The 22349-nt window shown below is 57.3% G+C and carries 27 protein-coding genes and 3 pseudogenes; 17 read left to right on the top strand and 13 right to left on the bottom strand.

The annotated features are described in order from the left end of the window. Positions 1-230: 230 nt before the first annotated feature. Complete coding sequence (locus AB4O35_RS18585) at positions 231-707, top strand: hemerythrin domain-containing protein (protein WP_065946293.1); 477 nt, start codon at positions 231-233, stop codon at positions 705-707. Between the two features lie 80 nt (positions 708-787). Next, the gene (locus tag AB4O35_RS18580) at positions 788-1066 is read left to right on the top strand and encodes a hypothetical protein (RefSeq protein WP_065882030.1); all 279 of its coding nucleotides are present in this window, start codon (positions 788-790) and stop codon (positions 1064-1066) included. A 75-nt stretch (positions 1067-1141) separates the two neighbouring features. Here the strand turns inward: AB4O35_RS18580 and AB4O35_RS18575 are convergent, their stop codons facing one another. Beyond that, positions 1142-1687, bottom strand: coding sequence for a putative natural product biosynthesis protein (locus AB4O35_RS18575; RefSeq protein ID WP_065882026.1), 546 nt, complete (start codon positions 1685-1687; stop codon positions 1142-1144). Between the two features lie 63 nt (positions 1688-1750). Further along, on the bottom strand, positions 1751-2134 hold the full coding sequence (locus tag AB4O35_RS18570) for a DUF2946 domain-containing protein (protein ID WP_065872200.1): 384 nt from the start codon (positions 2132-2134) through the stop codon (positions 1751-1753). 181 nt (positions 2135-2315) lie between these two features. Here AB4O35_RS18570 and AB4O35_RS18565 point away from each other — a divergent pair, with 181 nt between their 5' ends. Both AB4O35_RS18565 and AB4O35_RS18560 read left to right on the top strand, forming a co-directional pair. Then, complete coding sequence (locus AB4O35_RS18565; RefSeq protein ID WP_049712821.1) at positions 2316-2924, top strand: SCO family protein; 609 nt, start codon at positions 2316-2318, stop codon at positions 2922-2924. Further along, on the top strand, positions 2924-3406 hold the full coding sequence (locus tag AB4O35_RS18560) for a copper chaperone PCu(A)C (protein ID WP_065872199.1): 483 nt from the start codon (positions 2924-2926) through the stop codon (positions 3404-3406). Before AB4O35_RS18565 ends, AB4O35_RS18560 begins: the two co-directional genes overlap by 1 nt. Before the next feature lie 48 nt (positions 3407-3454). Here the strand turns inward: AB4O35_RS18560 and AB4O35_RS18555 are convergent, their stop codons facing one another. Further along, the gene (locus AB4O35_RS18555; protein WP_065872198.1) at positions 3455-3784 is read right to left on the bottom strand and encodes a DHCW motif cupin fold protein; all 330 of its coding nucleotides are present in this window, start codon (positions 3782-3784) and stop codon (positions 3455-3457) included. A gap of 124 nt (positions 3785-3908) precedes the next feature. Here AB4O35_RS18555 and AB4O35_RS18550 point away from each other — a divergent pair. Then, positions 3909-4396: pseudogene (locus AB4O35_RS18550) on the top strand (HIT family protein). 301 nt (positions 4397-4697) lie between these two features. On the opposite strand, the gene AB4O35_RS18545 reads toward AB4O35_RS18550, so the two are convergent. Continuing rightward, positions 4698-5168, bottom strand: coding sequence for a GNAT family N-acetyltransferase (locus AB4O35_RS18545; RefSeq protein WP_065872196.1), 471 nt, complete (start codon positions 5166-5168; stop codon positions 4698-4700). Positions 5169-5343: 175 nt separating this feature from the next. Between AB4O35_RS18545 and AB4O35_RS18540 the strand changes: the two genes are divergently transcribed. Continuing rightward, positions 5344-5679: a hypothetical protein gene (locus AB4O35_RS18540; protein ID WP_049712816.1), complete on the top strand. Its 336-nt coding sequence runs from the start codon at positions 5344-5346 to the stop codon at positions 5677-5679. Here AB4O35_RS18540 and AB4O35_RS18535 read toward each other — a convergent pair. Continuing rightward, complete coding sequence (locus AB4O35_RS18535) at positions 5669-7282, bottom strand: ATP-binding response regulator (RefSeq protein WP_065882023.1); 1614 nt, start codon at positions 7280-7282, stop codon at positions 5669-5671. The genes AB4O35_RS18540 and AB4O35_RS18535 overlap by 11 nt on opposite strands. A gap of 116 nt (positions 7283-7398) precedes the next feature. Here AB4O35_RS18535 and AB4O35_RS18530 point away from each other — a divergent pair, with 116 nt between their 5' ends. From AB4O35_RS18530 to AB4O35_RS18520, 3 genes and pseudogenes are all read left to right on the top strand, one after another. Next, the gene (locus AB4O35_RS18530) at positions 7399-8001 is read left to right on the top strand and encodes a LuxR C-terminal-related transcriptional regulator (protein ID WP_065946295.1); all 603 of its coding nucleotides are present in this window, start codon (positions 7399-7401) and stop codon (positions 7999-8001) included. 96 nt (positions 8002-8097) lie between these two features. Further along, positions 8098-8928: pseudogene (locus AB4O35_RS18525) on the top strand (flavin-containing monooxygenase); the annotation flags it as partial. Continuing rightward, positions 8916-10331: a purine-cytosine permease family protein gene (locus AB4O35_RS18520; RefSeq protein ID WP_065946296.1), complete on the top strand. Its 1416-nt coding sequence runs from the start codon at positions 8916-8918 to the stop codon at positions 10329-10331. The pseudogene AB4O35_RS18525 and the gene AB4O35_RS18520, both read left to right, overlap by 13 nt. Positions 10332-10563: 232 nt before the next feature. Here AB4O35_RS18520 and AB4O35_RS18515 read toward each other — a convergent pair whose 3' ends face one another. Further along, positions 10564-10860: a DUF3144 domain-containing protein gene (locus tag AB4O35_RS18515; RefSeq protein WP_065872237.1), complete on the bottom strand. Its 297-nt coding sequence runs from the start codon at positions 10858-10860 to the stop codon at positions 10564-10566. Positions 10861-11077: 217 nt separating this feature from the next. Here AB4O35_RS18515 and AB4O35_RS18510 point away from each other — a divergent pair, with 217 nt between their 5' ends. The 4 genes from AB4O35_RS18510 to AB4O35_RS18495 all read left to right on the top strand — a co-directional run bounded on the left by AB4O35_RS18510 (position 11078) and on the right by AB4O35_RS18495 (position 13853). Continuing rightward, the gene (locus AB4O35_RS18510; RefSeq protein ID WP_175403059.1) at positions 11078-11281 is read left to right on the top strand and encodes a hypothetical protein; all 204 of its coding nucleotides are present in this window, start codon (positions 11078-11080) and stop codon (positions 11279-11281) included. Positions 11282-11375: 94 nt separating this feature from the next. Continuing rightward, positions 11376-11777 (top strand): hypothetical protein, encoded by a 402-nt coding sequence (locus AB4O35_RS18505; protein ID WP_065890820.1) that lies wholly within the window; start codon positions 11376-11378, stop codon positions 11775-11777. A gap of 272 nt (positions 11778-12049) precedes the next feature. Continuing rightward, on the top strand, positions 12050-12799 hold the full coding sequence (locus AB4O35_RS18500) for a substrate-binding periplasmic protein (protein WP_065946346.1): 750 nt from the start codon (positions 12050-12052) through the stop codon (positions 12797-12799). Positions 12800-13397: 598 nt separating this feature from the next. Beyond that, complete coding sequence (locus tag AB4O35_RS18495) at positions 13398-13853, top strand: hypothetical protein (protein WP_065882012.1); 456 nt, start codon at positions 13398-13400, stop codon at positions 13851-13853. Between the two features lie 102 nt (positions 13854-13955). On the opposite strand, the gene AB4O35_RS18490 is transcribed toward AB4O35_RS18495, so the two are convergent. The 3 genes from AB4O35_RS18490 to sseB form a co-directional block, all read right to left on the bottom strand. After that, positions 13956-14255: a hypothetical protein gene (locus AB4O35_RS18490; protein WP_065882010.1), complete on the bottom strand. Its 300-nt coding sequence runs from the start codon at positions 14253-14255 to the stop codon at positions 13956-13958. A 64-nt stretch (positions 14256-14319) separates the two neighbouring features. Next, positions 14320-14928: a hypothetical protein gene (locus AB4O35_RS18485; RefSeq protein WP_460149171.1), complete on the bottom strand. Its 609-nt coding sequence runs from the start codon at positions 14926-14928 to the stop codon at positions 14320-14322. Continuing rightward, positions 14925-15716: an enhanced serine sensitivity protein SseB gene (gene sseB, locus AB4O35_RS18480; protein ID WP_065946347.1), complete on the bottom strand. Its 792-nt coding sequence runs from the start codon at positions 15714-15716 to the stop codon at positions 14925-14927. The genes AB4O35_RS18485 and sseB overlap by 4 nt, the downstream gene beginning before the upstream one ends. 382 nt (positions 15717-16098) lie before the next feature. Between sseB and AB4O35_RS18475 the strand changes: the two are divergent. After that, a pseudogene (locus tag AB4O35_RS18475) lies at positions 16099-16269 on the top strand (cytosine permease); the annotation flags it as partial. A gap of 136 nt (positions 16270-16405) precedes the next feature. Here the strand turns inward: AB4O35_RS18475 and AB4O35_RS18470 are convergent. Together AB4O35_RS18470 and AB4O35_RS18465 are read right to left on the bottom strand one after the other, a co-directional pair. Beyond that, complete coding sequence (locus AB4O35_RS18470) at positions 16406-17176, bottom strand: HNH endonuclease family protein (protein ID WP_065946348.1); 771 nt, start codon at positions 17174-17176, stop codon at positions 16406-16408. A 5-nt stretch (positions 17177-17181) separates the two neighbouring features. Further along, positions 17182-18354: an AAA family ATPase gene (locus AB4O35_RS18465; protein WP_065946298.1), complete on the bottom strand. Its 1173-nt coding sequence runs from the start codon at positions 18352-18354 to the stop codon at positions 17182-17184. Positions 18355-18874: 520 nt separating this feature from the next. On the opposite strand from AB4O35_RS18465, the gene AB4O35_RS18460 reads away from it, so the two are divergent. From AB4O35_RS18460 to AB4O35_RS18450, 3 genes are all read left to right on the top strand, one after another. Continuing rightward, a complete protein-coding gene (locus AB4O35_RS18460; RefSeq protein ID WP_065946299.1) occupies positions 18875-19168 on the top strand; it encodes a fructose-bisphosphate aldolase in 294 nt (97 codons plus the stop codon). 283 nt (positions 19169-19451) lie between these two features. Beyond that, on the top strand, positions 19452-19949 hold the full coding sequence (locus AB4O35_RS18455; protein ID WP_065872181.1) for a GNAT family N-acetyltransferase: 498 nt from the start codon (positions 19452-19454) through the stop codon (positions 19947-19949). After that, positions 19946-20371, top strand: a complete 426-nt coding sequence (locus AB4O35_RS18450; RefSeq protein WP_065872180.1) for a GNAT family N-acetyltransferase — start codon at positions 19946-19948, stop codon at positions 20369-20371. Before AB4O35_RS18455 ends, AB4O35_RS18450 begins: the two co-directional genes overlap by 4 nt. A gap of 15 nt (positions 20372-20386) precedes the next feature. Here the strand turns inward: AB4O35_RS18450 and AB4O35_RS18445 are convergent, their stop codons facing one another. After that, positions 20387-20938: a hypothetical protein gene (locus tag AB4O35_RS18445; RefSeq protein WP_065872179.1), complete on the bottom strand. Its 552-nt coding sequence runs from the start codon at positions 20936-20938 to the stop codon at positions 20387-20389. Between the two features lie 89 nt (positions 20939-21027). Next, the gene (locus AB4O35_RS18440; RefSeq protein WP_065946300.1) at positions 21028-22236 is read right to left on the bottom strand and encodes a TPM domain-containing protein; all 1209 of its coding nucleotides are present in this window, start codon (positions 22234-22236) and stop codon (positions 21028-21030) included. Between the last annotated feature and the right edge of the window lie 113 nt (positions 22237-22349).

Here is a 22349-nt window from a genome sequence, read left to right as displayed (position 1 = left end):
TTCATTAAAAATACCTGCAACAGCTAATACGCCCGTCATTCAGGGTGGAATGCAACCCTCCACGCAGGCAACCATGCAAGCTGCACGACACCCGGCCTGTTCTGTAGCAGCTAACCGCATGATTTATCTGAACATTCAGAAAAATCTCCGGTTGGTACACCTGATGCAATGTTTCCTCAGGACGAGGCGTGCATTTCGACACGCCCTGATTTTCCCGTGAGGTGTCACCCATGAATGCCATTGACCTGCTCAAAGCCGACCACGAACGCGTGAAGGCCCTGTTGACTCAATTGAGTGAGTCAACCGAACGCGGGGTTAAAAAGCGTACTGAGCTACTGGCCAAGCTGGAAGCAGAAATCAGCCTGCACACTAAGCTGGAAGAAGAGATTCTGTACCCGGCATTCAGAAAGGCCGGCGGCAAGGAGCAGGACATCATGTACCACGAAGCCAAGGAAGAGCATCGCACCGTCGACTCGCTGGTGCTGCCGGACTTGAAGCAGACTGAGCCTTCGACAACCGAGTTCTCCGGCCGCGTTAAAGTGGTCAAGGAGTTGCTGGAGCACCATATCGAAGAAGAGGAAACCGAGATGTTCCCGCAGGCTAAAAAACTGCTGGGTAAGACGCTGCTGGAAGAGTTGGGCGCTGAAATGGAAGCCATGAAAGCCGCGCATAAAAAGGCGCAGTCGACCAAGCCAATGGCGGCTTGATCGAAGCATGACCGAAGCCTGGACGTAATCCAGGCTTCGGGGCTGTTTCTGGATGTACCCACACGGTAGGGGATTGCGTCATGAAGACCAGATCGTACCAACGGATTTTGCTTATCGTCGGCCTCTCAGCCTTGCTCGCGGGCCCCGCCCTCGCCGCTTTTGGCGATAACCCCGAGCCTGCCGCTAACGCCTTGACTGGCGACAGCGCCGCCGGTTCCGCGCTGCCGCCTGGGACCTACCCCAGCAGCCCCTCCGACAGCGATAAGAAAACCAAAGACACCGACAAACCGCCGAGCAAACCGGCTAAGCCCGCCGATAGCCATAAAGACAGCAAGGAAAAACCTCGCTCAGGCAGTTGACGGCTCATCCGTGACCCGGTGGTTGGTGGTTGGGGTGAAGCGGAAAAAGCTCGACCAGAGGCACTCGGCAGCCGCTCAAGGCACCGGCAACCATCCGCTGAAGCCACGCGATACCGTCAACGGGCACCATGCGAAATCCCAGGGTGGCGGTGGCAGCGCCGGGAGCTCGGTCCCGGTACGCTGAGCGTGTTTCCAATCGACAACCCGCGACGACTGCCAGGCCAGGACAACACCCCGGGCCTGGCTTTCGTCCGTATTGACCCAGCCCGCGGCCGCCGCCGCCATGAATGCCTCGATGGGCTCATCATCGATCTGCGCGCCATACACCGAGCCCAGCAGCCAGCGGCAGACATTCACGTGGTAGGTCCAATCCAGCGGCGGCCGGTTGCGATAGGCCCAGGTCATGAAGCTGCGAAACAGGTTGAGGCCTTCGGGCGGGTCGAGCTTGAGCAGCGCCGGGCAGATATCGAACAGGGTGTGCCAATAGGGCAAAAGGCGCGCATCCAGATGCACGAAATTACGCGAATTACTGGGGTATTCAGGCGGAACAGGTTCCGCGTGCAGGCGACGGGACGCCTTGCTGACCAGGCGGCTGGCGCCTGCGGGCAATAGGAGGTTCATCAAACGCACTCACAGTCATGACGATGGAACGCCTCCTGGTTTCAGGAGGCCCCGGGGCGTACGTCAGCATGCAGGTGAAGCGCGGGGGTTGGCCGAGGGCCAGGAATAACGCGGCGGCGCCTTGTTGCGCCGTTCATGGGCCGGACGTGGCGTTCGGCCCAGGCCCAACAGCCAGGCCAACCCGACCAGAAACACCAGCGCAGGCGTCAACGCGTTGCAGACTGGGCAGGCAAAGTAGTTCGAGATGTTGCTGGAAGACGGGCTGCCCAACCCTTTGTCGGAAACTGGCGCCTGGCTGCCGTCCACCGAACAGAACGTCCCGCCGACGCCATTGAGTGCCTGGCCCATCATCTGCCCATGACCCAAACCGCAGACGAACAGGTTCATCAGCACGCAAAAGTACAGGGCCCAGGCGATCAGTGAACGGTCGGGGTGGCTCAATTTCATGGCGGCGACTCTACCACCAGAGCCGCAAAAGGATGAAGCACGGCACGCCCCTGTGACAGAACGTCGCAGATTACGTGTCGCAGCCAGGGTTGGTAGACTTGGCGCCCTCCTCCTTTACTCTTTTTCAAAGCCTGATGTGTAGATCCAGAGCAATGCAGGCGTTTCACAGGACGCACCGTTGATGAGTACGCTATTCACCCGCCGCAAAGTGCTGACCGGTATGGGCCTGCTGGGCCTGGGCAGCCTGCTGGGCGGCTGTGACTACAGCCCCAAGCTGAACTTCAAGTACGGCAAGGACTTGAGCGACAAGATCATGGGTCGCACCTTCAAGCTCAAGAACACCGCTGGCGAAACCGTCACCCTCAGTTCGTACCGTGGCCTGATGCCAGTGGTGTTCTTTGGTTTCACCCAGTGCCCGGCCGTGTGCCCGACCACCCTGGCGCGTGCCGCCCAGGCCAAGAAGCTGATGGGCCGCGACGGCGAAATCATGCAGGTGGTGTTTATCACCCTGGACCCGGAACGCGACACGCCCGAGATTCTCGACAAGTACGTCAAGGCCTTCGACCCCAGCTTCGAAGCGCTGTATGGCACCCCGGAAGAAATTGCCGTGGCCGCCAAGGAATTCGGCATCTTTTATGAAAAGATCCCCGCCGGCGACACCTACACCCTGTCCCACACCGCCACCAGCTTCGTGTTCGACACCCGTGGCAACCTACGCCTGGGCCTGCAGGCGTCCCTTACCGCTAAAGAGTGCGCAGAAGACCTGCTCACCGTCATGGAGGTCTGCTAATGACTGCCGTTCAACACCTCAAGCGCCTGACGTTCGGCCTGACCCTGCTCGGCCTCGCAGCGCACGCCAGTGCCCAGGTGCAAGTGACCGACGCGTGGGTGCGCGCCACCGTGCCGGGCCAGCCTTCCAGCGGTGCGTTCATGACCGTCACGGCCGACAGCGACAGCCAACTGCTGAGCGTGGCCTCGCCCGTGGCCAAGGACGTGCAGATCCATGAGATGAGCATGAAGGACGATGTGATGCGCATGGGCCCGGTGGACTCGGTGGCACTGCCTGCCGGCAAAGCCGTAACCCTCGACCCCAACGGGTACCACGTGATGCTGATGGGCCTGACCGGCCAGATCAAGGAAGGCGACCAGGTGCCACTGACCCTCACCGTGAAAAACGCCAAGGGCGAAAAGCAGGTTGTCGACGTCAACGCCAAGGCGCGTGGGTTGGATGGCATGGACCATGGCCATATGGACCACAGCAAGATGCATTGATGGAAGACCGTAGGCGCGGGCCTGCTCGCGCCTACGGAGAATGACGGTTTAGTCCACGATAAACAGCTTCGCCCCGACGCCCGTCGATGAGCGATGCCCTTCCATGTCATTGCCCACCTGGTAACTCATTCCAGCTGTCAGGGTGAACTGGCGGCCATCTTCCAGCTCCGTGTGCAACTCGCCTTCAAGGCACAACAGCACATGCCCGCGCCAGCACCAGTGATCCGCCAGGTAGCCGGGCGTGTACTCGACCATGCGCACCCGGGTGGTACCAAAGTGACAGGTACGCCATAAGGCGCTGCCGGTGACGCCAGCGTGGATACTGGGTTCGAGGGTGGACCAATCGGTGGTGCCAAAGGGGACGGCGGTGAGATCCATGGTGGGCTCGGTGGTGGTTGGAGTCGTTTGAGGCTATCCACCGGGTGCCGCGTGCGATAGACACAGATCGACCGCATTTGTGGGATACAGGTATTCTGCCGGTCCAGCTCCCATGGATACGCTTATGCAGATCGACCCTGCCTTCGTCCTCCACCAAACCGAACACTGGCGCCTCAACCACCACGTGGCTTCGGCACTGCCGGGGTACCTGATGCTGGGTGCCAAAGCGCCAATCCACTCCCTGGCGGATATGCCGGACGCAGCGCTGGCCGAGCTGGGCGGGTTGCTCGCGAAGACTCAGCGAGTGATGGAAGCGCAGCTAAAGCCGAAATGGCTGTACATCAGCCGTTATGGGCACATGCCGGGATTCCCGCTGCATTTTCATTTCATCCCGGTGTACGACTGGGTGGAGGACGCGTTTTGGCGGGATGAGCGATATCGGATTCTGCAGGGTTTTGGCCCGCAGCCTCCCGCGCAGGCGCTGACCGACGGGGCCGAGCTGACGCTGTTTGTGTGGCGCGAATTTGGCGAGAGCACTACGCCGCCGCAGGTCCGGGGGAATCAATCTACCCAGTGATTGCGCGGTTGCGCACGGCCTTTCGGTCGGCGTGATGAACATTGGCGCTGTCGAGTCCCGGCGAGACTGCGAAGGCGGCGGCACTGCCAGCTTTTTTGTCGCCTGACACTCCGCTTTCGCAGCCTCGCTAAAGCTCGACAGCTCCCACAGGGGATCTGCTGTTTTGGCTGGATTTCGGTTATAGCTGCGGGCGCAATTTCAGCAGCGACGCAGATCAAATGTGGGAGCTGTCGAGCCCCGGCGAGGCTGCGAAGGCGGCGGCACTGCCAACACTTTAAGCGCCTGACACACCGCCATCGCAGGCAAGCCAGCTCCCACCTCTTGAACAGTGTTCAGTCAGGCACTCAGTCGTTTTGTCATCGGAATACACGCTAACGCTAACCCCGAGGGCGAGTGGTAAGTCGCCTGCTCGTCCCCCACGTATCCGCAGGCTCGATAGAATGTCGCTGCGTTCAACGTCGCATCCAGCACCACGGTTTCAATCGCCCGTTCCTGCGCAACGTTTTCGAGGTGATCGAGCATTGCCTTGCCATATCCACGCCCGGTGAATTCGGGCAGTACAAACAGCGCACCTACTTCGTTGTTGTCCAGGTCGAGCATCCCGGTGGCAACCGGCTCCCCCTGTATACACCCCAGGTAAAACAGTTTATCCATCAGCACGTCGTAGCCATCCTCGGCCTTTCCCCGCGTCCACAGCATCATTTGCTCGCGCGTATAGGCGCCGATGCACTGGCTACGGATGGCCTGCAAGCGGATGTCGAACGCCACCTGGGCATCCTCCGGGGCAGCCCGTTTTATCTCCAGCATTTCACTCTCCCTCCATGAAATCATCGCGCCACTAGCACACTTGTGCTAATCGACCCCTCCCCCTTGCGGCGCTATATTCCTCGGCACTTCCAACGCTCCTCTGGCACCGCGCATTTATCGCGGGTGGGCCTGTTGCGCGCCGGAAAAGCCCTAACAACCCCAAGGAAGAATCACCATGAAACTGCAATCCTCCGTTACCCGCCTCACCTTGTTGGGCGCCTTGATCATTGGCGTGGCCGGCTGCAGCAACATCAAGCCCACCGAAGACCATCTCAAGACGCTGTCGGAAACCAACCTGGGCGAGCCGGTAAAGCGTATTGCTAACGTGCGCAGTGACTCCATGACCACCTATTACATCGCCAGCACCGCGTCCGGCGACTATAACTGCGTGCTCTCAACCGGCGTCGGCGGGGCGCTGCATGCGGTAGGAAGCTTTGGCCTGATAAAGCCTGCAGCCTACTGCCAACCCAAAGGTGCGCGCGGCAATGCATTGCAGGGCTTCACTCAGTAACGGCCTCCTGGCTCAAGTCCCGCAGAACACCGCGCAGTTCAGCGGGGCGCACCGGCTTGGAGAGAATCGCGATCTGACGGTCGTGCAACGCGGCCTGGATTTTCTCCACGTCGTGCCCGGTGAGGATCAGCGCCGGGACTGCCCAGCCGCGTTGTTCGCGCAGGGCATCGATGCATTCGATACCGGTGGCGTGGTTTCCCAGGTCGTAGTCGGCAACGATGATGTCGCAGTCGCTGACCAAGTCGCGCCCCGAGGTTTCAGCCTGTACCTCACAGCCCCAACGCTCCAACAGCGCCTGGGTGGCGAGCAATACGTTGTAGTCATCTTCCACCAGGCACACCTTCAAGCCGGTCAGCAGGCCGGTCTGACGTGTGTCGTCGCGAGGTGCCGCTGCATGCGGCGCGGTGGCCAGGGTCAGGCCGTAGAGGCTTACCGAGGTGCCACGGCCGACCCGTGAACGCAGGCTCACTTGCACGCTCATCAACTGCCCCAGGCGCTTGACGATGGACAGCCCCAGGCCTACGCCTTCGACGTCTTTGTCACGCAGGTGGCGCACCCGATAAAACTCTTCGAAGACCTTTGACAGATGCTCCTCGGCAATCCCCCGCCCCCGATCATGAATCTCCACTGCCAAGCCGCCGTCGCGAATGCGCACGCCGATCAGCACCGGCCGTTGCGCGCCGTATTTGAAGCAATTGGAGAGCACGTTCTGCACCATGGTCGCCAACAGCGCCGGATCGACCAGCACCCAATGCGCACAAGGCCGCAGGCGCAACTCCACGCCGGCCCAACGTGCGGCCTCGGCGTTCTGGCGCACCAGGTCGGCGAGAAACTCGCCCAGGTGCACCGCCTGGTACTTGGGCAGCAAGCGGCCGTTGTCGAGGGTGTAGAGGTCGAGAATCGAGCGGAACAACTGCGACACGTTAAGCAGCGAGCGGTCGATGTTGTCCACCAGTCGGCGCTCTTCATCGCCCAGCCGGGCTTCGCGCAGGCAGGCGGTGAACAGGCCGATGGAGTGGATGGGCTGGCGCAGGTCATGGCTGGCCTGGGCGAGGAAACGCGATTTTTCCAGATTGGCGGCGATGGCTTGCTCGGACGCCTTGCGCGTGCGCTCCAGCAGGATATGCGCGTACACCGGGATCACCGTGCTGGTGGTCATCAGCATCAGCACCATGAATGGTTGCGCCTGCCACACCGGCGTGAGGCGGTACACGATCAACAGCGCCAGCAACGCCAGGCCCGTGGCAATCGCCAGGTAACGCGAGCCATAGCGCATGCCGTTGCCGAGGTTGACCCACACCATCACCGCATACAGCGGCAGTGCCGCCTCGCCGCCGACCACCATGCCGAACGAGGTGCCGGTGTAGTCCTGGATCATGCCGAAGATCCGCCGCGCCGGGTAATGCCCGGGCCATCGGGCGATCACCTGGCGAAATACGATGGAGGCCAGCAGGAACAGGACGATATACACGATTACCGGCAGGTACGTGTCCAACGAATGCCCAGGCAAAAAGCCGAGGATGCTGATGTAGACAATCGCGATACCGGCCACCACGATGCGCAGGTTGGCCTGGTCGAGCTCGGAGTTGGTCTCAAGACTCATGGGGTTACGTCCTTGTGCGGCAATCATCAATTCCTTCACGCTCCACAGGCAGGCCCCGGGCGCAGTGGTAAGGTAGCATGCCAGAGCACAACCCTGCCCCAGGAAGGAGCACCCTCATGACCGGTCGCATCATCATTGCCGACGACCATCCGATGTTTCGCGAAGGCATGCTGCGCACCGTGCAGCGCCTGCTGCCCGAGGCCGTGGTGCAGGAGGCCGGCGACCTGGACCGGGTACACGCGCTGCTCCGTGAAGACGGCGAGATCGACACCCTGATCCTCGACCTGCGCTTTCCGGGCCTGACCTGCCTGAGCCAGCTGGCAGAACTGCGCCAGCAACTGCGACGCACCATGTTGATCGTAGTGTCGATGGTGGACGACCCAGCGCTGATCGATCAGGTGATGGCCTTGGGCGCAGACGGTTTTATCGGCAAGAACATCGCCCCCGACGAAATCGGCCAGGCGCTGCTGGCCATCCGCAAGGGCGAAGTGCTGGTCAAGTTCGCGCCCTCAGGCTTGCTGCCCCTCGACACCCACACCCTCACTGCGCGCCAGCATGACGTGCTGCGCCTGATCGCCCAGGGCAAGACCAACAAGGAAATCGCCAAGGCCCTGGATATCTCGCCGTTTACCGTGCGCATCCATGTGTCGTCGCTGTTGCGCGCACTGGATGTGCCTTCGCGGGCGGCAGCGGCGGTGAAGTATTCCGGAGAGTTCTAGTCACAGCCGGGCCAGCCTTGCTGCATCCGATATTTATGCTCAATTCCCAGCTTAATAATATTTTATTTATAGCCCCCCTCCCCCTACCTTGAAGTCATGCCAACGCTGAATCCAACTGCATTACGCAAGGACAGAGACATGACTGAAGCAATAATAAAAACAGACACCCTGGTGGTGGGCGCCGGTCAAGCGGGCGTGGCCATGAGCGAGCATTTGAGCAAGCAAGGCGTGCCCCACCTGGTGCTGGAGCGCAGCCGCATCGCCGAGCGCTGGCGCACCGGGCGTTGGGATTCTCTGGTGGCGAACGGACCGGCCTGGCATGACCGGTTTCCAGGCCTGGTATTCGATGATGTCGCCCCGGATGGCTTCGCGCCGAAAGAATGCGTAGCGGATTACTTTGAGGCTTATGCACGCACGTTCAATGCCCCGATCCGCACCGGCGTGGACGTAACCTCCGTTGTACGCAATGTCGGCCGCCCCGGTTTCACCGTGCACACCAGCGACGGTGTGATCGAAGCCAACCGCGTGGTGGCGGCGACCGGGCCGTTCCAGACGCCAGTGATCCCAGCCATCGCACCCAAAGACACGGCACTGCACCAGATCCATTCCGCTGACTATCGCAACCCTGCACAATTGCCAACGGGCGCCGTGCTGGTGGTGGGTGCCGGCTCGTCCGGTGTGCAGATCGCCGATGAATTGCAACGCTCGGGCCGCCAGGTCTACCTGTCAGTTGGCGCCCATGACCGCCCGCCCCGCGCCTATCGCAACCGCGACTTCTGCTGGTGGCTGGGGGTGCTGGGCGAGTGGGATCAGGTAGCCATGAAACCGGGCCGTGAACACGTGACCATCGCGGTCAGCGGCGCACACGGCGGCAAGACCATCGACTTCCGCGAACTGGCCCAGCAAGGCATGACCTGGTTACCACTGCAACATCCTCCGCCCCGCTTATCGAAAAACACACGATTGGATACGTGCCCCCGGAAGATCGCCATGGAAAGGTAAGAGACCTGTTCACCCTGTGGTTCGGCGGGAACATCGCGCCGCTGCCGATCGTTACCGGTGCGCTGGGTGTGCAATTGTTCCACCTCAACCTCATCTGGGGTATCGTCTCCATCCTTGTCGGCCACCTGGTCGGCGGCGTGCTGATGGCGCTGCACTCGGCCCAGGGCCCGCAAATGGGCATCCCGCAAATGATCCAGAGCCGCGCCCAGTTCGGCTCCCTCGGCGCACTGCTGGTGGTGGTCATCGCCGGCGTCATGTACATCGGCTTCTTCGCCTCCAACATCGTGCTGGCCGGCAAATCCCTGCACGGCGTGGTCGACGCAGTGCCCGTACCCGTGGGCATCGTGATCGGCGCCATCGGCTCCGGGATCATCGGCATCATCGGCTACCGCTTTATCCACGTGCTCAACCGCATCGGCACCTGGGTACTGGGCGCCGGGATCGTGCTCGGGTTTGGCTACATCTTCACCCACGTGCAGACCACGGACTTCCTGACACGCGGCAGCTTCAACATCTCCGGCTGGCTGGCGACCGTGTCATTGGCGGCGCTGTGGCAAATCGCATTTGCGCCCTACGTCTCCGACTACTCCCGCTACCTGCCGGCAGACGTACCCGTCGCGTCCACGTTCTGGACCACCTACCTCGGCTCGGCATTGGGTTCCAGCCTGTCCTTCATCTTCGGCGCCGTCGCCGTGCTCGCCACCCCGGTGGGCATGGACACCATGGACGCCGTCAAACTCGCCACCGGCGCCATCGGCCCATTGATGCTGGTGCTGTTCTTGCTCAGCGTGATCAGCCACAACGCCCTCAACCTGTACGGCGCAGTGCTGTCGATCATCACCCTGGTGCAGACCTTTGCCTATCGCTGGATTCCCACCGCGAAAAGCCGCGCAGTGATCTCGATTATCGTGCTGGCCGCCTGCGCGATTGCAGCGGTATTCGCCTCCAAAGACTTCATCGGCCACTTCGTAGACATGGTGCTGGTGCTGCTCGTGGTACTGGTGCCGTGGACCGCGATCAACCTGATCGACTTCTACGCGATCCATAAGGGCAAGTACGACATTGCCTCGATCTTCCGCGTGGACGGCGGGATCTACGGGCGCTACAACCCGCAGGCCTTGTTGGCGTATGGGATTGGGATTGCGGTGCAGATTCCGTTCATGAACACGCCGCTGTACGTGGGGCCGATTTCGGAGCACATCAACGGGGCGGATTTGTCGTGGGTGGTGGGGTTGGTGGTGACGTCGCCGTTGTATTTCTGGTTGGCGAGTCGGGACAGTGCTTATAAGCGCAGGATGGAGGGGGGCAAGTTGGTGGGCGGGATTTGAAACATCCGTCGGCTGTGACTTGAGCTGTCAGAAAACCCGCCTTGGCGGGTTTTCTGATTTTAGGGGATGGCCGGGCATCGCCTTTTTTGTAGTGAGCGGGCTTGCCCCGCGCCAGGTTGTGAAGCGGCAGCCAATCTAACCGTCGAGGTGTACCAGCATGCGCCTGGTCGATAGTGGCCCATCGAGATCGACTGCCAAAAAACAGTCAATCACCGAGAGTAACCAAGATTAATCAGGCGTCTTGCGCAGTCATATACTTGCTGAAGTTGTTGATATGGTCGTCGAGATTATCCTCAAGCATCATCCGGTACTGCTCACAAAAATACTTCAACATCGCTTCGCGAGCCTGCGCCATTTCCTCGCCTGATTTGAAGTTGCGAGTGCTCACCCAAGCATTGAATCGAGTGGTGCCAAACATCATCGACGCGCTAACCTTTCCAAGGTCTCCGAGCGCCCTAAGCTGCTCGTTCGACAGGTTTATATGCGCGTCTGCACGATCAAAGAATGCTTCATCGGTGGCATCTGGCATTGCTGGGTACCTATCTATCATTGTCGGAAATTCCGTAATTGGAACACTTCCCGCATCGGCTATGCTACGACACGTAAACAAAAAAATGCCAAGGTTTGACGCCCGCTATTGGCACTCGCCGCTCACCACGCGGGTGCCCTTCAGCAAGCGTTGAACCTGGCGATAACCTGTTCGGCGACTCGCGCGGACTCAAGCGCGTTCCCACTGCGGCGATGACATGGACTTCGATTGCTTTGTGCTGATGACCGAACAGGTGATTGACGGAGAGACTCTGCACTGGCGCCGTTTTGGGTTGAGCGTATCCAACGGTCTGGAAGTCGGTATTACCACTCGATGGGACGCCGAGAATCGCCCGATCAGTTTTTCCCTGGCGGAATTTCGCGAGGCGCTGGAGGACTTTTACAGGCTGATGAAAGCCTAAGGGCTGAATGAATTACCCCTGCCCAAGTCGAAAATTTTGCCAAAGAGTTGCCCGCCATTTAACGAAGTGATCGAACACTAGGGATGAACCGCAAATGAGCAAACTGGGTTGTAAGTGTGGTCATGTGATTACCGATCAAACCGACAGCTTGCCCTATAAGGCGAGCCTGCTTCGCGACGAGGTAGAAAATGAATGTTGGGATGAGGTGCACCGCGAACTCAAACCTCTGGTAGAGGCTGCGGAATCCGGAGACAAGGCTGCGATAGCTGAGGCATTTGGCGGGTTCGCACCCTGGAGCAGCGCTACTGACGAACTGCAAGGCCGAATAGCCCGCATCTACATTCACCGCATGTCGAATGTCTACGAATGCCAGAACTGTGGACGCCTTTGGGTGCAAAAGGATGCCAGTGACAGATTTGTTTCCTATGTCCCTGAGGAAGGCGCATATGGGGCGATCTTGTCAGTGGCATCAGGAGAGTCTGAGAAGCGAGATTGAGCGTGCGCGATTGGTCGAAATCTGCAGTTGCTATTGGCTGCGTTCGGCCAGAACCGGACGGTCACTATATGTCCCAACCGAACCGATAAGAGGCAATCCGCTAAACGCTCTTGAGAAACCTGTGCCATGCGTACTGGTTCGTATGTATCAATCGCCGTGGTGACGGTTTACGGGACTGGATCAGGCGTTTGACGCGTGTCAGGGTCTATACTAATTTCGCTCTTTTGATCAGATCCACCCTTGATCACCGCACAGCCCACCAGGCAGAACACGTGAAACATTCGACACTTACTGCCGCGCTGCTCTGCCTATTACTTGGCACTCCCGTCAGGGCCGAGCAGTATCAGGTCGTTACTGAAGAGTGGGCGCCGTACAACTACCAGGAGAACAATCAGCTCACCGGCATGGCCACGGAGATCGTTCGAGCCATAATGGCGCGGACCGGGGATGACTTTGAGGTGGTGCTGCTGCCCAGTATGCGAAGCGCCCGCGCATTGAAGACCCGGCCCAAGACCATCATGTATTCACTATTCCGCACGGCAGAGCGCGAACCGCTATACAAGTGGGTCGGACCGATCGTGGAAGAGTCCATTCACCCCTATCAGTTAGCCAATGCGCAGCAGCCGGTGAATTCCTTGGAGCAGCTACTGCACGCCCCAAAAATTACCACGAGACATGCCGGCCTGATACCCGAGACTCTGCAGTCGCGGGGCTTCAACAACCTCGAAAAAACTGCAACCGAGAGCCTGCAGCTCTATCGCATGCTGCAAGCCGGGCGCACCGATATCATCATAGGCGACACCGATGCGGGAGTGGCTTACTACACCCGCCAGTTGAACATCGCCCCCGGCACGCTGCGGCAGATTCCCATCGAGCTCTATCGCTCATCGCTGTACATCGCCTTCAGCCGCGACTGTGACGACGAACTGGTAGCCTCCTGGGCCCACGCCCTAGAGCAACTGCGCCACTCGGGCGAGCTGGAGCGCATCCAGGATCGATACAATCAACCCGTCGGGCAATGACAGCGCGGAACCAGCGCAAGCCCGCTTCGCACTTATCCAGACCTGCTCTCACTCAACGCGGAGGATAAGTCATGAACATTTTTGCAATACGCAGCCATCAGCCTTGGAACAAGGGAACGGCTTAACCCGGCCACACCAACGGAGCTTGCGGAGCAGATGATGCTTCACCAAAGTGAGCAGTCAGAGGTGCTCGAGTGGTTCAGGTCGACACTGCCGTTGGGAACGCTCGGAACAACGGACCGGATCTGATCATTGCGAAGTCGCTTGGCCATAGTGGTACCCGCATGCTTGTCCAGCGGCCGCACTTCCTAAAGACTGCTATCGGCCGATTGTGTTGAAAAAGTCGGCTTCGGTTTCCACGGTAGAAAAGTTCGCGCCCGAGATTGAAATCTGTGTTTTTGGCAGAAGGTTCACGACTCGGATTTCATGTAGCAGCACGCAAAACAGGTGTTTTTACCTATCTGTATCCGAGCGTTTTGGACAAACCAACTTTTTCAACACAATCGGCCACAACCGGACATTCGCCGAAGTCCTCCGGCCTTGCCTGACTCGTGCCCAATGTGTCTAATTCTGAGTACCTTTAAGCAAGGAGTAAGGCATGCCGCACAACACTATGACCTTTGAGGATAGGGTTCGCCCCGGAAGCTCATCGGACGGCTGTAGCAGTGTTGAGCGTAGCTTTGCTGATTTTCAAATCGACGAGCATTCTTTACTGGAAATTCTGGTGACCGCTGACGGTGGGCATTCTGACTACATGAGTGGGTTCGTATCAGGTTATCCAGAACAGAATCTCCGGTTTGCCCAGAGCTTGATTCGATGCGACCAGCCCCAGGCAGAGCCCTATCGGGTGCTCATCTATATTTGCCCCGAGTGTGGTGACATCGGATGCGGAGCCTACTCAGTGCAAATTCGCAGATTCTGTGCTGAGATAATTTGGGAGGCATTTGCTTACGAAAATGGATATGAAGAACCTCGCGTAGTACCTGGCGTTGGCCCATTCGTATTCAGCTCAACCTCCTACGTGCGCACTGTAAGAGCCGCGCTTGAGATTTGATTTGGCGGAGGGAGGAGACTGCTCTGTTTTTTTAGGGCGTTCACTCTGGGTCATTTATTGACTGTCACGACTTATTGAAATCGACCCAAAGCGGTCAACTCACTAAACGCATGCTCCACCGACAAAGAATGGGATTCGCTGAATTTCCGCCTCGCTCATTACTCGCCAATCATTTGGCAAAATACCGTACTCGAACTCGGCGCTTTCCAGTGCCTCATCCAATCCAAGTATCAAGTGGTCGCCTTCAATTTGGAGTTTTGCGTAGTCCTTAAAGCGTATCTCCAGATACACCAGGTCATCGTCTTCGGCCCTCAGGCCGAAAAGCACGATAGCGGTAACGTCAGGCCGGAAATCGCTGATTTTCCTTACATAAGCAAATAGGTGACTTGTGTGCTGGGGCATGGCGCCGGCCGTCTCTATTGATGGTGGGTTACGGCATTTTATATGACTGCTCCTTGGCGTCGGCTCAGCACAACCTCTTGCGCACAGCCCTCAACACCGCTTCGATGTGCCAGGTTTCGACGCCGATGGCGACTGCTTCGCCGGCATCAAGCACTAACTCGATTTGGGTGGTTATGCCTTGTTCGAGAAGCAGTCGCTGCGCTTCTTCAAGAAGGCTGCGTTTACCTGTAAGCCAAAGTCGTTGTTTGCCCGTCAGCAACGCAAGGGTTTGCGGATAGGTGCACTGCAGTTTTCGACGCAAATTGACCAGCGCCCGTTTGTCGCCTCGGTCAATTGCGGGGGTCAGTACATACTGGTTGCCCGACACTGCCTCCAGATCGTATTTGTCTTGCAGATACTCATCGACACTCATGCAACTGACGACTGTCTCACGCTCGCCCGTCATGACGTTGATCAAGTGCGCGTTAACACCGACGTAGCAGAACTCCGTCATTCCGTGGACGACGTAATCCTCACTGTTACTGCGAATAACCCAGTAATCACCGTTGGCGGAAAGCTCACATGACTGAATGACAAAACGCTCAGGTTTGCCATCTCTCATGACGCCGTCAAACAGGCCAAGCACGATTTCGCAGGCCTGCTCGGCGGTTAGCACGGCGTTGATCTCTGTCACGCTTTGCCCAAGCCAAACAATGAACGCAGCCAGCCTGCCGACTTTCGTTCATAGAAGGGTGTGGTTTGTTTGAGGAAGTAATCGCTAAGGCCTGATTCCCCTTCGTGAACGCGATAGAGGTCAACGGTTTCGCCATCCGGAGCGGTATCCCCGGCAACGTTACCTGCTTCGCGCATGACCCGTTCAATATCTCCGTCCGCTTCAATACCAATGATCAGATGAGGCTTTTGATCAGACGATGCGTCATGCATCAAGGCCAGAAATGCATGCTTTACGTTGCGATGTTTGGCGAGTAATTGTGTGACTGAGTTGACCATCTTCGACGGATATTGCGACGGCTGTCCGAGCAGCACTTGGGTGTCTTTTTCGACCGTGCGTTGCATCGGCTTTTGGCCGATCTCGTCGGAGAGCAGATGGCGCACTTCCTCCGGGAAAAACTCTTTCCCGTAAGGAGACTTTGGATTGAGGAAAAGAGGGGTACCCAGTGTGATTTCAAACAGCGATCTGGCCGGGATCTCTACGTAGGACTCTTCGCTATCTATGGAAATTTGTAGTGTTTGCAACGAAGAAAAAAACGGGATGACAGCGGAGCCGTCAGGCTTTTGCCAATGCGCGATGCTGATGTTGCTACCAGCCTCGAGGTTGACTTGCCCTTCGCCAGTGCCGGCAGTGCCAAGGACGTAGATAGTGGAATTCAACAGAGTCTTGAAAAAGTCAGGTCGATGGGCCGGTTCATCCGCCGCCAGCCTGAGTGATTTTTCAAGGGTGTTTTCTTGCTTGGTATCCATGATGTCCATCGGCAGTTCCATCAAAACAGACAAAAAGTGAGCGGCAAAGAGCGCGCAGTTTTTCACGCGACGGTGAAAACAGGAAGAACAGCAGGCTAATAAATCTGGAGCATACGGAGAGTCACCCTGAACGGTTTTCCAAGGATAGTTCCTCCATATCAGTGGTGGATGAAGAGCCAAATGCGGTTCGCCTCGAAGGGCTGCTTCTGGCCGACAGACGTCTATCATGACGGGCAGATGCCGACCCGAGCTGACATCCTGACCTTGCGGCGGCAGGCAGTATAAGTGGAGTCGGGCTTGCACTCCGGTAACAGGAAGGTTGACCGGGGCTGGAGCGATGCCAAAATGACACAAATAATGGTGGTCTGACCCCGTTTTTACGTTCATGAACACGCCGCTGTATGTGGGGCCGATTTCGGAGCACATCAACGGGGCGCATTTGTCGTGGGTGGTGGGGTTAGTGGTGACGTCGCCGTTGTATCTCTGGTTGGCGAGTCGGGACAGTGCTTATAAGCGCAGGATGGAGGGGGGGAAGTTGGTGGGTGGGGTTTGAAAAACACACTTCTACGCCATTGAAAGCACTCCACAGCACCGCCCGGCCCCAGGATTTAGGTCCGGGCAGTGCAAATAAAGCGAATATGTCCACAGCTAAGAAACTCGAACAAACTAAAAGACAACGGCCCGCAGCTTCATATAATAGCATCCTCATCTAACACAGAAGTCGGTGGCAAAGCTATTTGACGTGCTACGGAGTCCATCCTCTCGCACTCATCTGTCCACGCACCACATGCCACCATTTCAGACTTCAGCAATATATAATCGGCGGAGTTCAGCACAACGGTTGCGGTCGTTGCGGCGTAGATTGAACACGGCTGACACTCTTCTAATATACCCTCCATATGACGAGAGACCCTGTTCCGCATGCGCGGTAACCGCTCAACTAAGTAAACCGACAATAGTCTCTGACACGACAATATGGAATCCAAAGCAGCCTGCCCTACCTCAAACCTCTTGATCGCTGCGCGCTTGATATTGTTAAGATCAATGACCTCGACCGTATCCACCCCTTTCTCCGTTCGGCCCTTTATTCGAAAATCTTGATAGTAGAGATGATCGGACGGCAAATCCTCATAGGGATTTACAATCGGAATATCACCCACATCATGACCTCCCTTTTTCCCATTACAGCGTTTGCAAGAAGGCAGCAAATTATGCCACTCAACGACTAAATCCGGATAACTATGCTTATCCCGAAAATGCTCCACCTCCATATATTTGCTTTCCTCCGAAACACTGCACTCACAATACGCACACTTCCCCTGACTAGAAACCAACAAAGGCACTTTGATACGATCATCATTCCAGACACTTTCTTTGGAATTTTTAAACTTCTGAGTGAGTAGTTCAACTACCTCACCAGTCAAATATAATGGCTGTTCCGCCCTGGTCAACTTGATCATAATCATTACACCTTGACCGCAGCCAGTTGAAACTTTAAAAGCTTGCGCAAGTGATTTTCCGGATGAAGCAAGGCATCAATTTTGTTATAAAAACCACGCGCCACCTCGTAGTCTTCTTCTTCAATTGCGCCTTCAAATCCTGATAATAGCTTGTGGTAAAGTGGCGTTCGAGTATCCTCCATGCCCATGACATCGGATAATACCTCTTCTACCGTCCACCCCTGAAATCCGAATTCGCTGGACGGGAGGGGGCGTACATGAACATTCCCATCGCTGACTTCTAGAGCTATTACTTCGCTAGGCTGAGCGGCCTGAATCACATGAGGACTATGAGTCGTAACAATAAATTGAGCTTTAGGAAAAGCTTTTCTCAGCAACTCTGGAACTTTGCTCTGCCAAGCAGGATGTAGGTGAAGTTCAATTTCATCGACCAAAACCACCCCATCAAATTCATCAATTTTAATATTTGGATCCTTAAATCTAAACTCAATATCTTTAGCAATCCCAAACAACAATGCAAGACAAGCCTTAAATCCTGACGAAAGGTATTCATAATAAATCTCACCCGCCGAGGTACTTATCATAATATCATTAGAGGATGCAAGAACCCTATTAAATTTAACACTACTATCAAGTAGAGAGAAAAAACCTTGAATGCGACTTAAGTTATATATCTGTTCTTTCGAAAGAGAGCCTTCGTGCCCAGACCACAGAACCCGATGAACAAACCACGCTTTAGTTTCCGAAATATTACTTCCATTCAAAGCCTCCTGCTGCGTGTGCTGAGAGGCTTTTTCGACGTCAACAGAAACAGAACCAAGTGACTTGTAGCTTATAGTTCTGATCGCTTTTAGCGATAACAGATATTTACTCATATCTGCACGCCCTCCAAAATTCACGCCCGAACCGTTAGCGACAAATTCCGAGATATTCACTGAAACATCAAATTCGCTGGTATCCCCCAACGCTATTTTTGTGACAAATTTACCAGAAGTAGAGTTAGCACTTCGTTTTAATATACTATGCCCATAAGCCGCAAAGCTGTGAGCTACACACTCCAATATAGTGGTTTTTCCGACCCCATTAGGACCACAGATAATATTCATAGACTTGTCAAACGTAACTTCTAAATTACTAACACCCCCAATATTGGTGATAGTTATTGATTTTATCCTCACTTTTGACTCTCCGTTGTCAGCCAAACCAACAAGGTGGCATAGAGCCACCTACATTAGCTTACTCTGAGGATCTGAGATAGGTGCTGTGTATCAGTAATTTTAGAAAACCAGAGTGTATGACTGTACCTTCAGCTCTAAAGGCTTGCCCCGGTGTCCAGACCACGCACATTATGTGGCTCGACATCTACCACTGGTAACTCTCGCCTGATCTCTAAATGGTTACATCGGCGCACTGATACTTTCTTGCATACGGTAGAGCCGCACCTTATTATTCGGCGCGTCGCCAACCTTTGTCAGCGACAGGGTTTCGCAGCCCTAAAAAATAGAATCAACCTGCACAGTCATCAGACCCTCAGGCGAAGTCCGCCTGCGTCTCGCTTTATGGCGGCTGTGCGTGGGAGACCTTCGGGTCTGCCGGGGGTGATTCTTCCTGGTCTGCGAACCCGCGCACAGTCGCCACCCAATCTGTTTCGCAGCAGCTAGGTGGCAGTTCTTTTTACCCAAAATAGAATCGAACCTTATGACTAATCAACACCCGCCCCGCCGCTTCACCCCCATGTCCCAAACCGCAACCGACTACCCCTTTTTGCTGATCGACAGCGAGGCCCCACTCAGCGAGCTGCATGCCTGCGCCAGCGAGCGTTTGAATGCTGCCCTCGCCTATCTGCACTTGATGGCCTGTTCCAACGTTTCCGACTATGCCGAGCACGATATCAATACCGTCGCCAATACCGCCCGAATCATGGTCCAGGATGTTGCGGACGTGTTTACGGTGATTGAGAAGCGGGGGTTTGATTCGCCTGCTGCGGGTTGATGTGATTTGAGTTGTGAGAGCACCCGCTTAGGCGGGTTCTCTGGTTTCTGGCGATCTAAAAACTTCTAATTGACCAAGACTTGATGGTGTCTGTACCGCCGCCTTCGCAGCCTCGCTAAAGCTCGACAGCTCCCACATTTAGATCGCCAAACGGCCCGACAATGCAGTTCCCCTGTGGGAGCCGTCGAGCTTTAGCGAGGCCGCGAAGACGGCAGCATGACTGGCAGTGATCTTGCGTGATGCCTATGATGTGGCCTTTCGCTCAACACCCCCAGGACACCCCATGCCCGCCCTCACTTTCCGCAACGCCCTCCCCGCTGACGCCGCTCGTTGCTTCGAGATTGAAACCACCGCCTACGAAGGCGACGAAGCCGCCACCCTGGAAAAAATCGCCACGCGCATTGCGCAATATCCGCAGGGCTTTCTGATCCTGGAAGCCGATGGCGAGGTGGTAGGTTTTATCAACTGCGGCTGCGCTCACGATGTGGTGATGTCGGACGAGGCATTCAAGGAGTTGGTGGGGCATTCGGCCGAGGCGCCGAATGTGGTGATCATGTCGGTGGTGGTCGACCCGGCGCATCAGGGCAAGGGGTATTCCACGGCGTTGATGACCGAGTTTGTGCAGCGCATGCGCGGGATGGGCAAGCAGACGATTCACTTGATGTGCAAGGAACGGCATGTGCCGCTGTACGAGCGCATGGGCTATCGCTATGTGCGACCTTCGCCGTCGGATCACGGCGGGATGGCGTGGCATGAGATGGTCATGGCGCTCCAGGGATGAACGTGCCGCGTATTGAGGTCAGCGACCAACCCAACCCCGACGCCGAGCGCATCCTGGGCAGCGGCCTGGCGGCCTTCAACGAAGCCATCACCGGCTACAACGATCGGCGCTTGCTCACGGTGCTGATCAAGGACCCCGACACCCAGCAAATCCTCGGCGGCATCACCGGCAAGACCACCTTGGGCATGGCCTTCCTCGACCTGTTCCACCTGCCCGATTCGCTGCGCGGCACTGGGCTCGGCAGCCAGTTGCTGCAAGCCTTTGAAGATGAGGCCCGGCGCCGGGGTTGTGCTAACGCGGTGTTGTATACCCTGAGTTTCCAGGCGCCGGGGTTTTACGAGAGGCGTGGCTGGGTGCGGTTCGGCGAGATACCGTGCGAACCGCAGGGCAGCAGCCGGGTGTTTTTGTCTAAGGTGTTGTGACGCGCACCGGCGGGGTCATTCTTCCTCACCCGGCAATGGGAAAATCACTTCCTGGGTGTCCAGGTTCCGGATGCTCGAATAGGTGCGGTATTCAGTGCTGTAGTGCGGCCCCACAGGCCCGATACCTTTGGTGCTGGCCGTCAGGCGGTAGGTCACCATGTAACGCTGGCCGGCTTTGAAGTCGACGTCGTCCGCGCCTTTGTTGCAGAACGCGCCACCGGTGCCCAGAGCATTCATCGACACGTTGCACCAGCGCAGCGAGTGCTTGCCCGGCGTGAGTTTGAGGGCTTGCTCGCCGCTGACGTCCAGGATCGAACGACGCCCTGCCCCGGGCAGCGGCTGGCCATCTACTTCGACGGCCAATACCAGGCGGTGGAACGGCACGCCCAGCTCGCGCTCGCGCCAGGTGTCGAAGTACACCAGCACGGCGTCCGGCGCGTTGTTGGAGAGGTCGACGGGGTGAAGTTTTTCCGGGGCCCAGTCGCCCTGGTAGTTTTTGTAGTGGTAGTCGGAGCAGGCGCCGAGCAGTGGAAGGGTCAATACGGCGGCGAGTTTCAGCAGTTTCATCGGGAGGACTGTCCTTGTGAGCGATGAGATCCTATCGACATCATCGCGAATATCTTGAGGTGAATGCCACTGGCGATTTGCAGTAGCTACTACCAGCTTCCGGACGCTCCGCCGCCACCGCTGGAACCACCGCCACCAGAGGAGCTGCTGCTCGAGCTGCTGCTGGAGCTGGAACTGCTGGAGCTTGAGCTTGAAGAGTCGTCCGAGCTCGACCCCACCCCACCGCGGGTCTTGCCAAAGATGAACAGCGCCGCAAACGAAGCAATGGGGAACGCGTACAGCCAGCCATTACGGCCGAGTTCCATCAGCGTCCCCGCCGCGACATAGACCGCCACAGCAGCCGCCAGCCGCGCGAAAAAGCCCACTCGGCTTTGCTTCCAGGCGTCCCTCAACACCACGAACAGGATCAGGTATAAGCCCAGTACCACCAACGCCCCCACCGGAAACCCCAGCCAGTGGATGAAGTTGACGTCTGCGTACCAACGATCCACCGCCACCAACCCAAGGGTGTAGGCCAGCAGCCCAGTCACGCCGTAAAACACCCCGCGCGCCAGCCACAACGCGCCAAACGCGGCGCCGCCGATCAGCAGGATCAGCGGCATTACGATAAGGAACATCGGCCATTCGCGGCCGCCGCAAAAAATCGCCAACAGGCCGGTGACCGCCACTGCGGCAATCACGGCGCGGCGCCAATGCAGCTTGCCGGCGGCAAGCAGCACACCGCCAATGGCACCGATGATAAACGCGAGAAATATCCCAATGAACTGGGGATTGATCCCTGGCTCCGCGATTTTGGGCAAGTCGCCGCCGTCCACCAACACCACCAGGTCGTTCACGCCCTCGGAGACACCGCCTGCAAAATCCCCCTGAGCAAACGCCGGCTTGATGTGCGCTTCGATGATCTGATGCGTCAGCAAATCGGTGACCGTGCCTTCCAGGCCATAGCCCACTTCGATGCGCACTTTGCGGTCGTCCTTGGCCACCACCAGTAGGATGCCGTCGTCAACGCCCTTGCGCCCCAGCTTCCAGGCCCGGAACAGTTGGTTGGAAAAATCCTCGATACTCGCGCCGCCGGTGCTGGGCACCAGCAACACGGCAACCTGCGAGCCTTTGCGCTGCTCCAGATCGGCAAGTTGCTTTTTCAGACGGGTGGTAGTGATGGCATCGAGGGTGTTGGTGAGGTCGATCACTCGCTGGTCAAGGGCCACGCCGATGGGCGAAGTGTCTGCCTGGGCGGTGGCAAACAGGCTGGCAATCACCAGCAGACTCAAGACGGATTGCCGCACACACCGCATCATGTTTTGTTACCTGAAGTTTCTTCCTGAAGGCGCCGACTTTACCTTATCAGCGCTATAACGCGTGACCCTGCGGCATTGACTATTTAAACTGCCGCACGCATAGCAATAAGCCA

The sequence above is a fragment of the Pseudomonas sp. H1_A03 genome (assembly GCF_054685145.1).
This window is presented reverse-complemented; position numbering and strand designations above follow the sequence as displayed.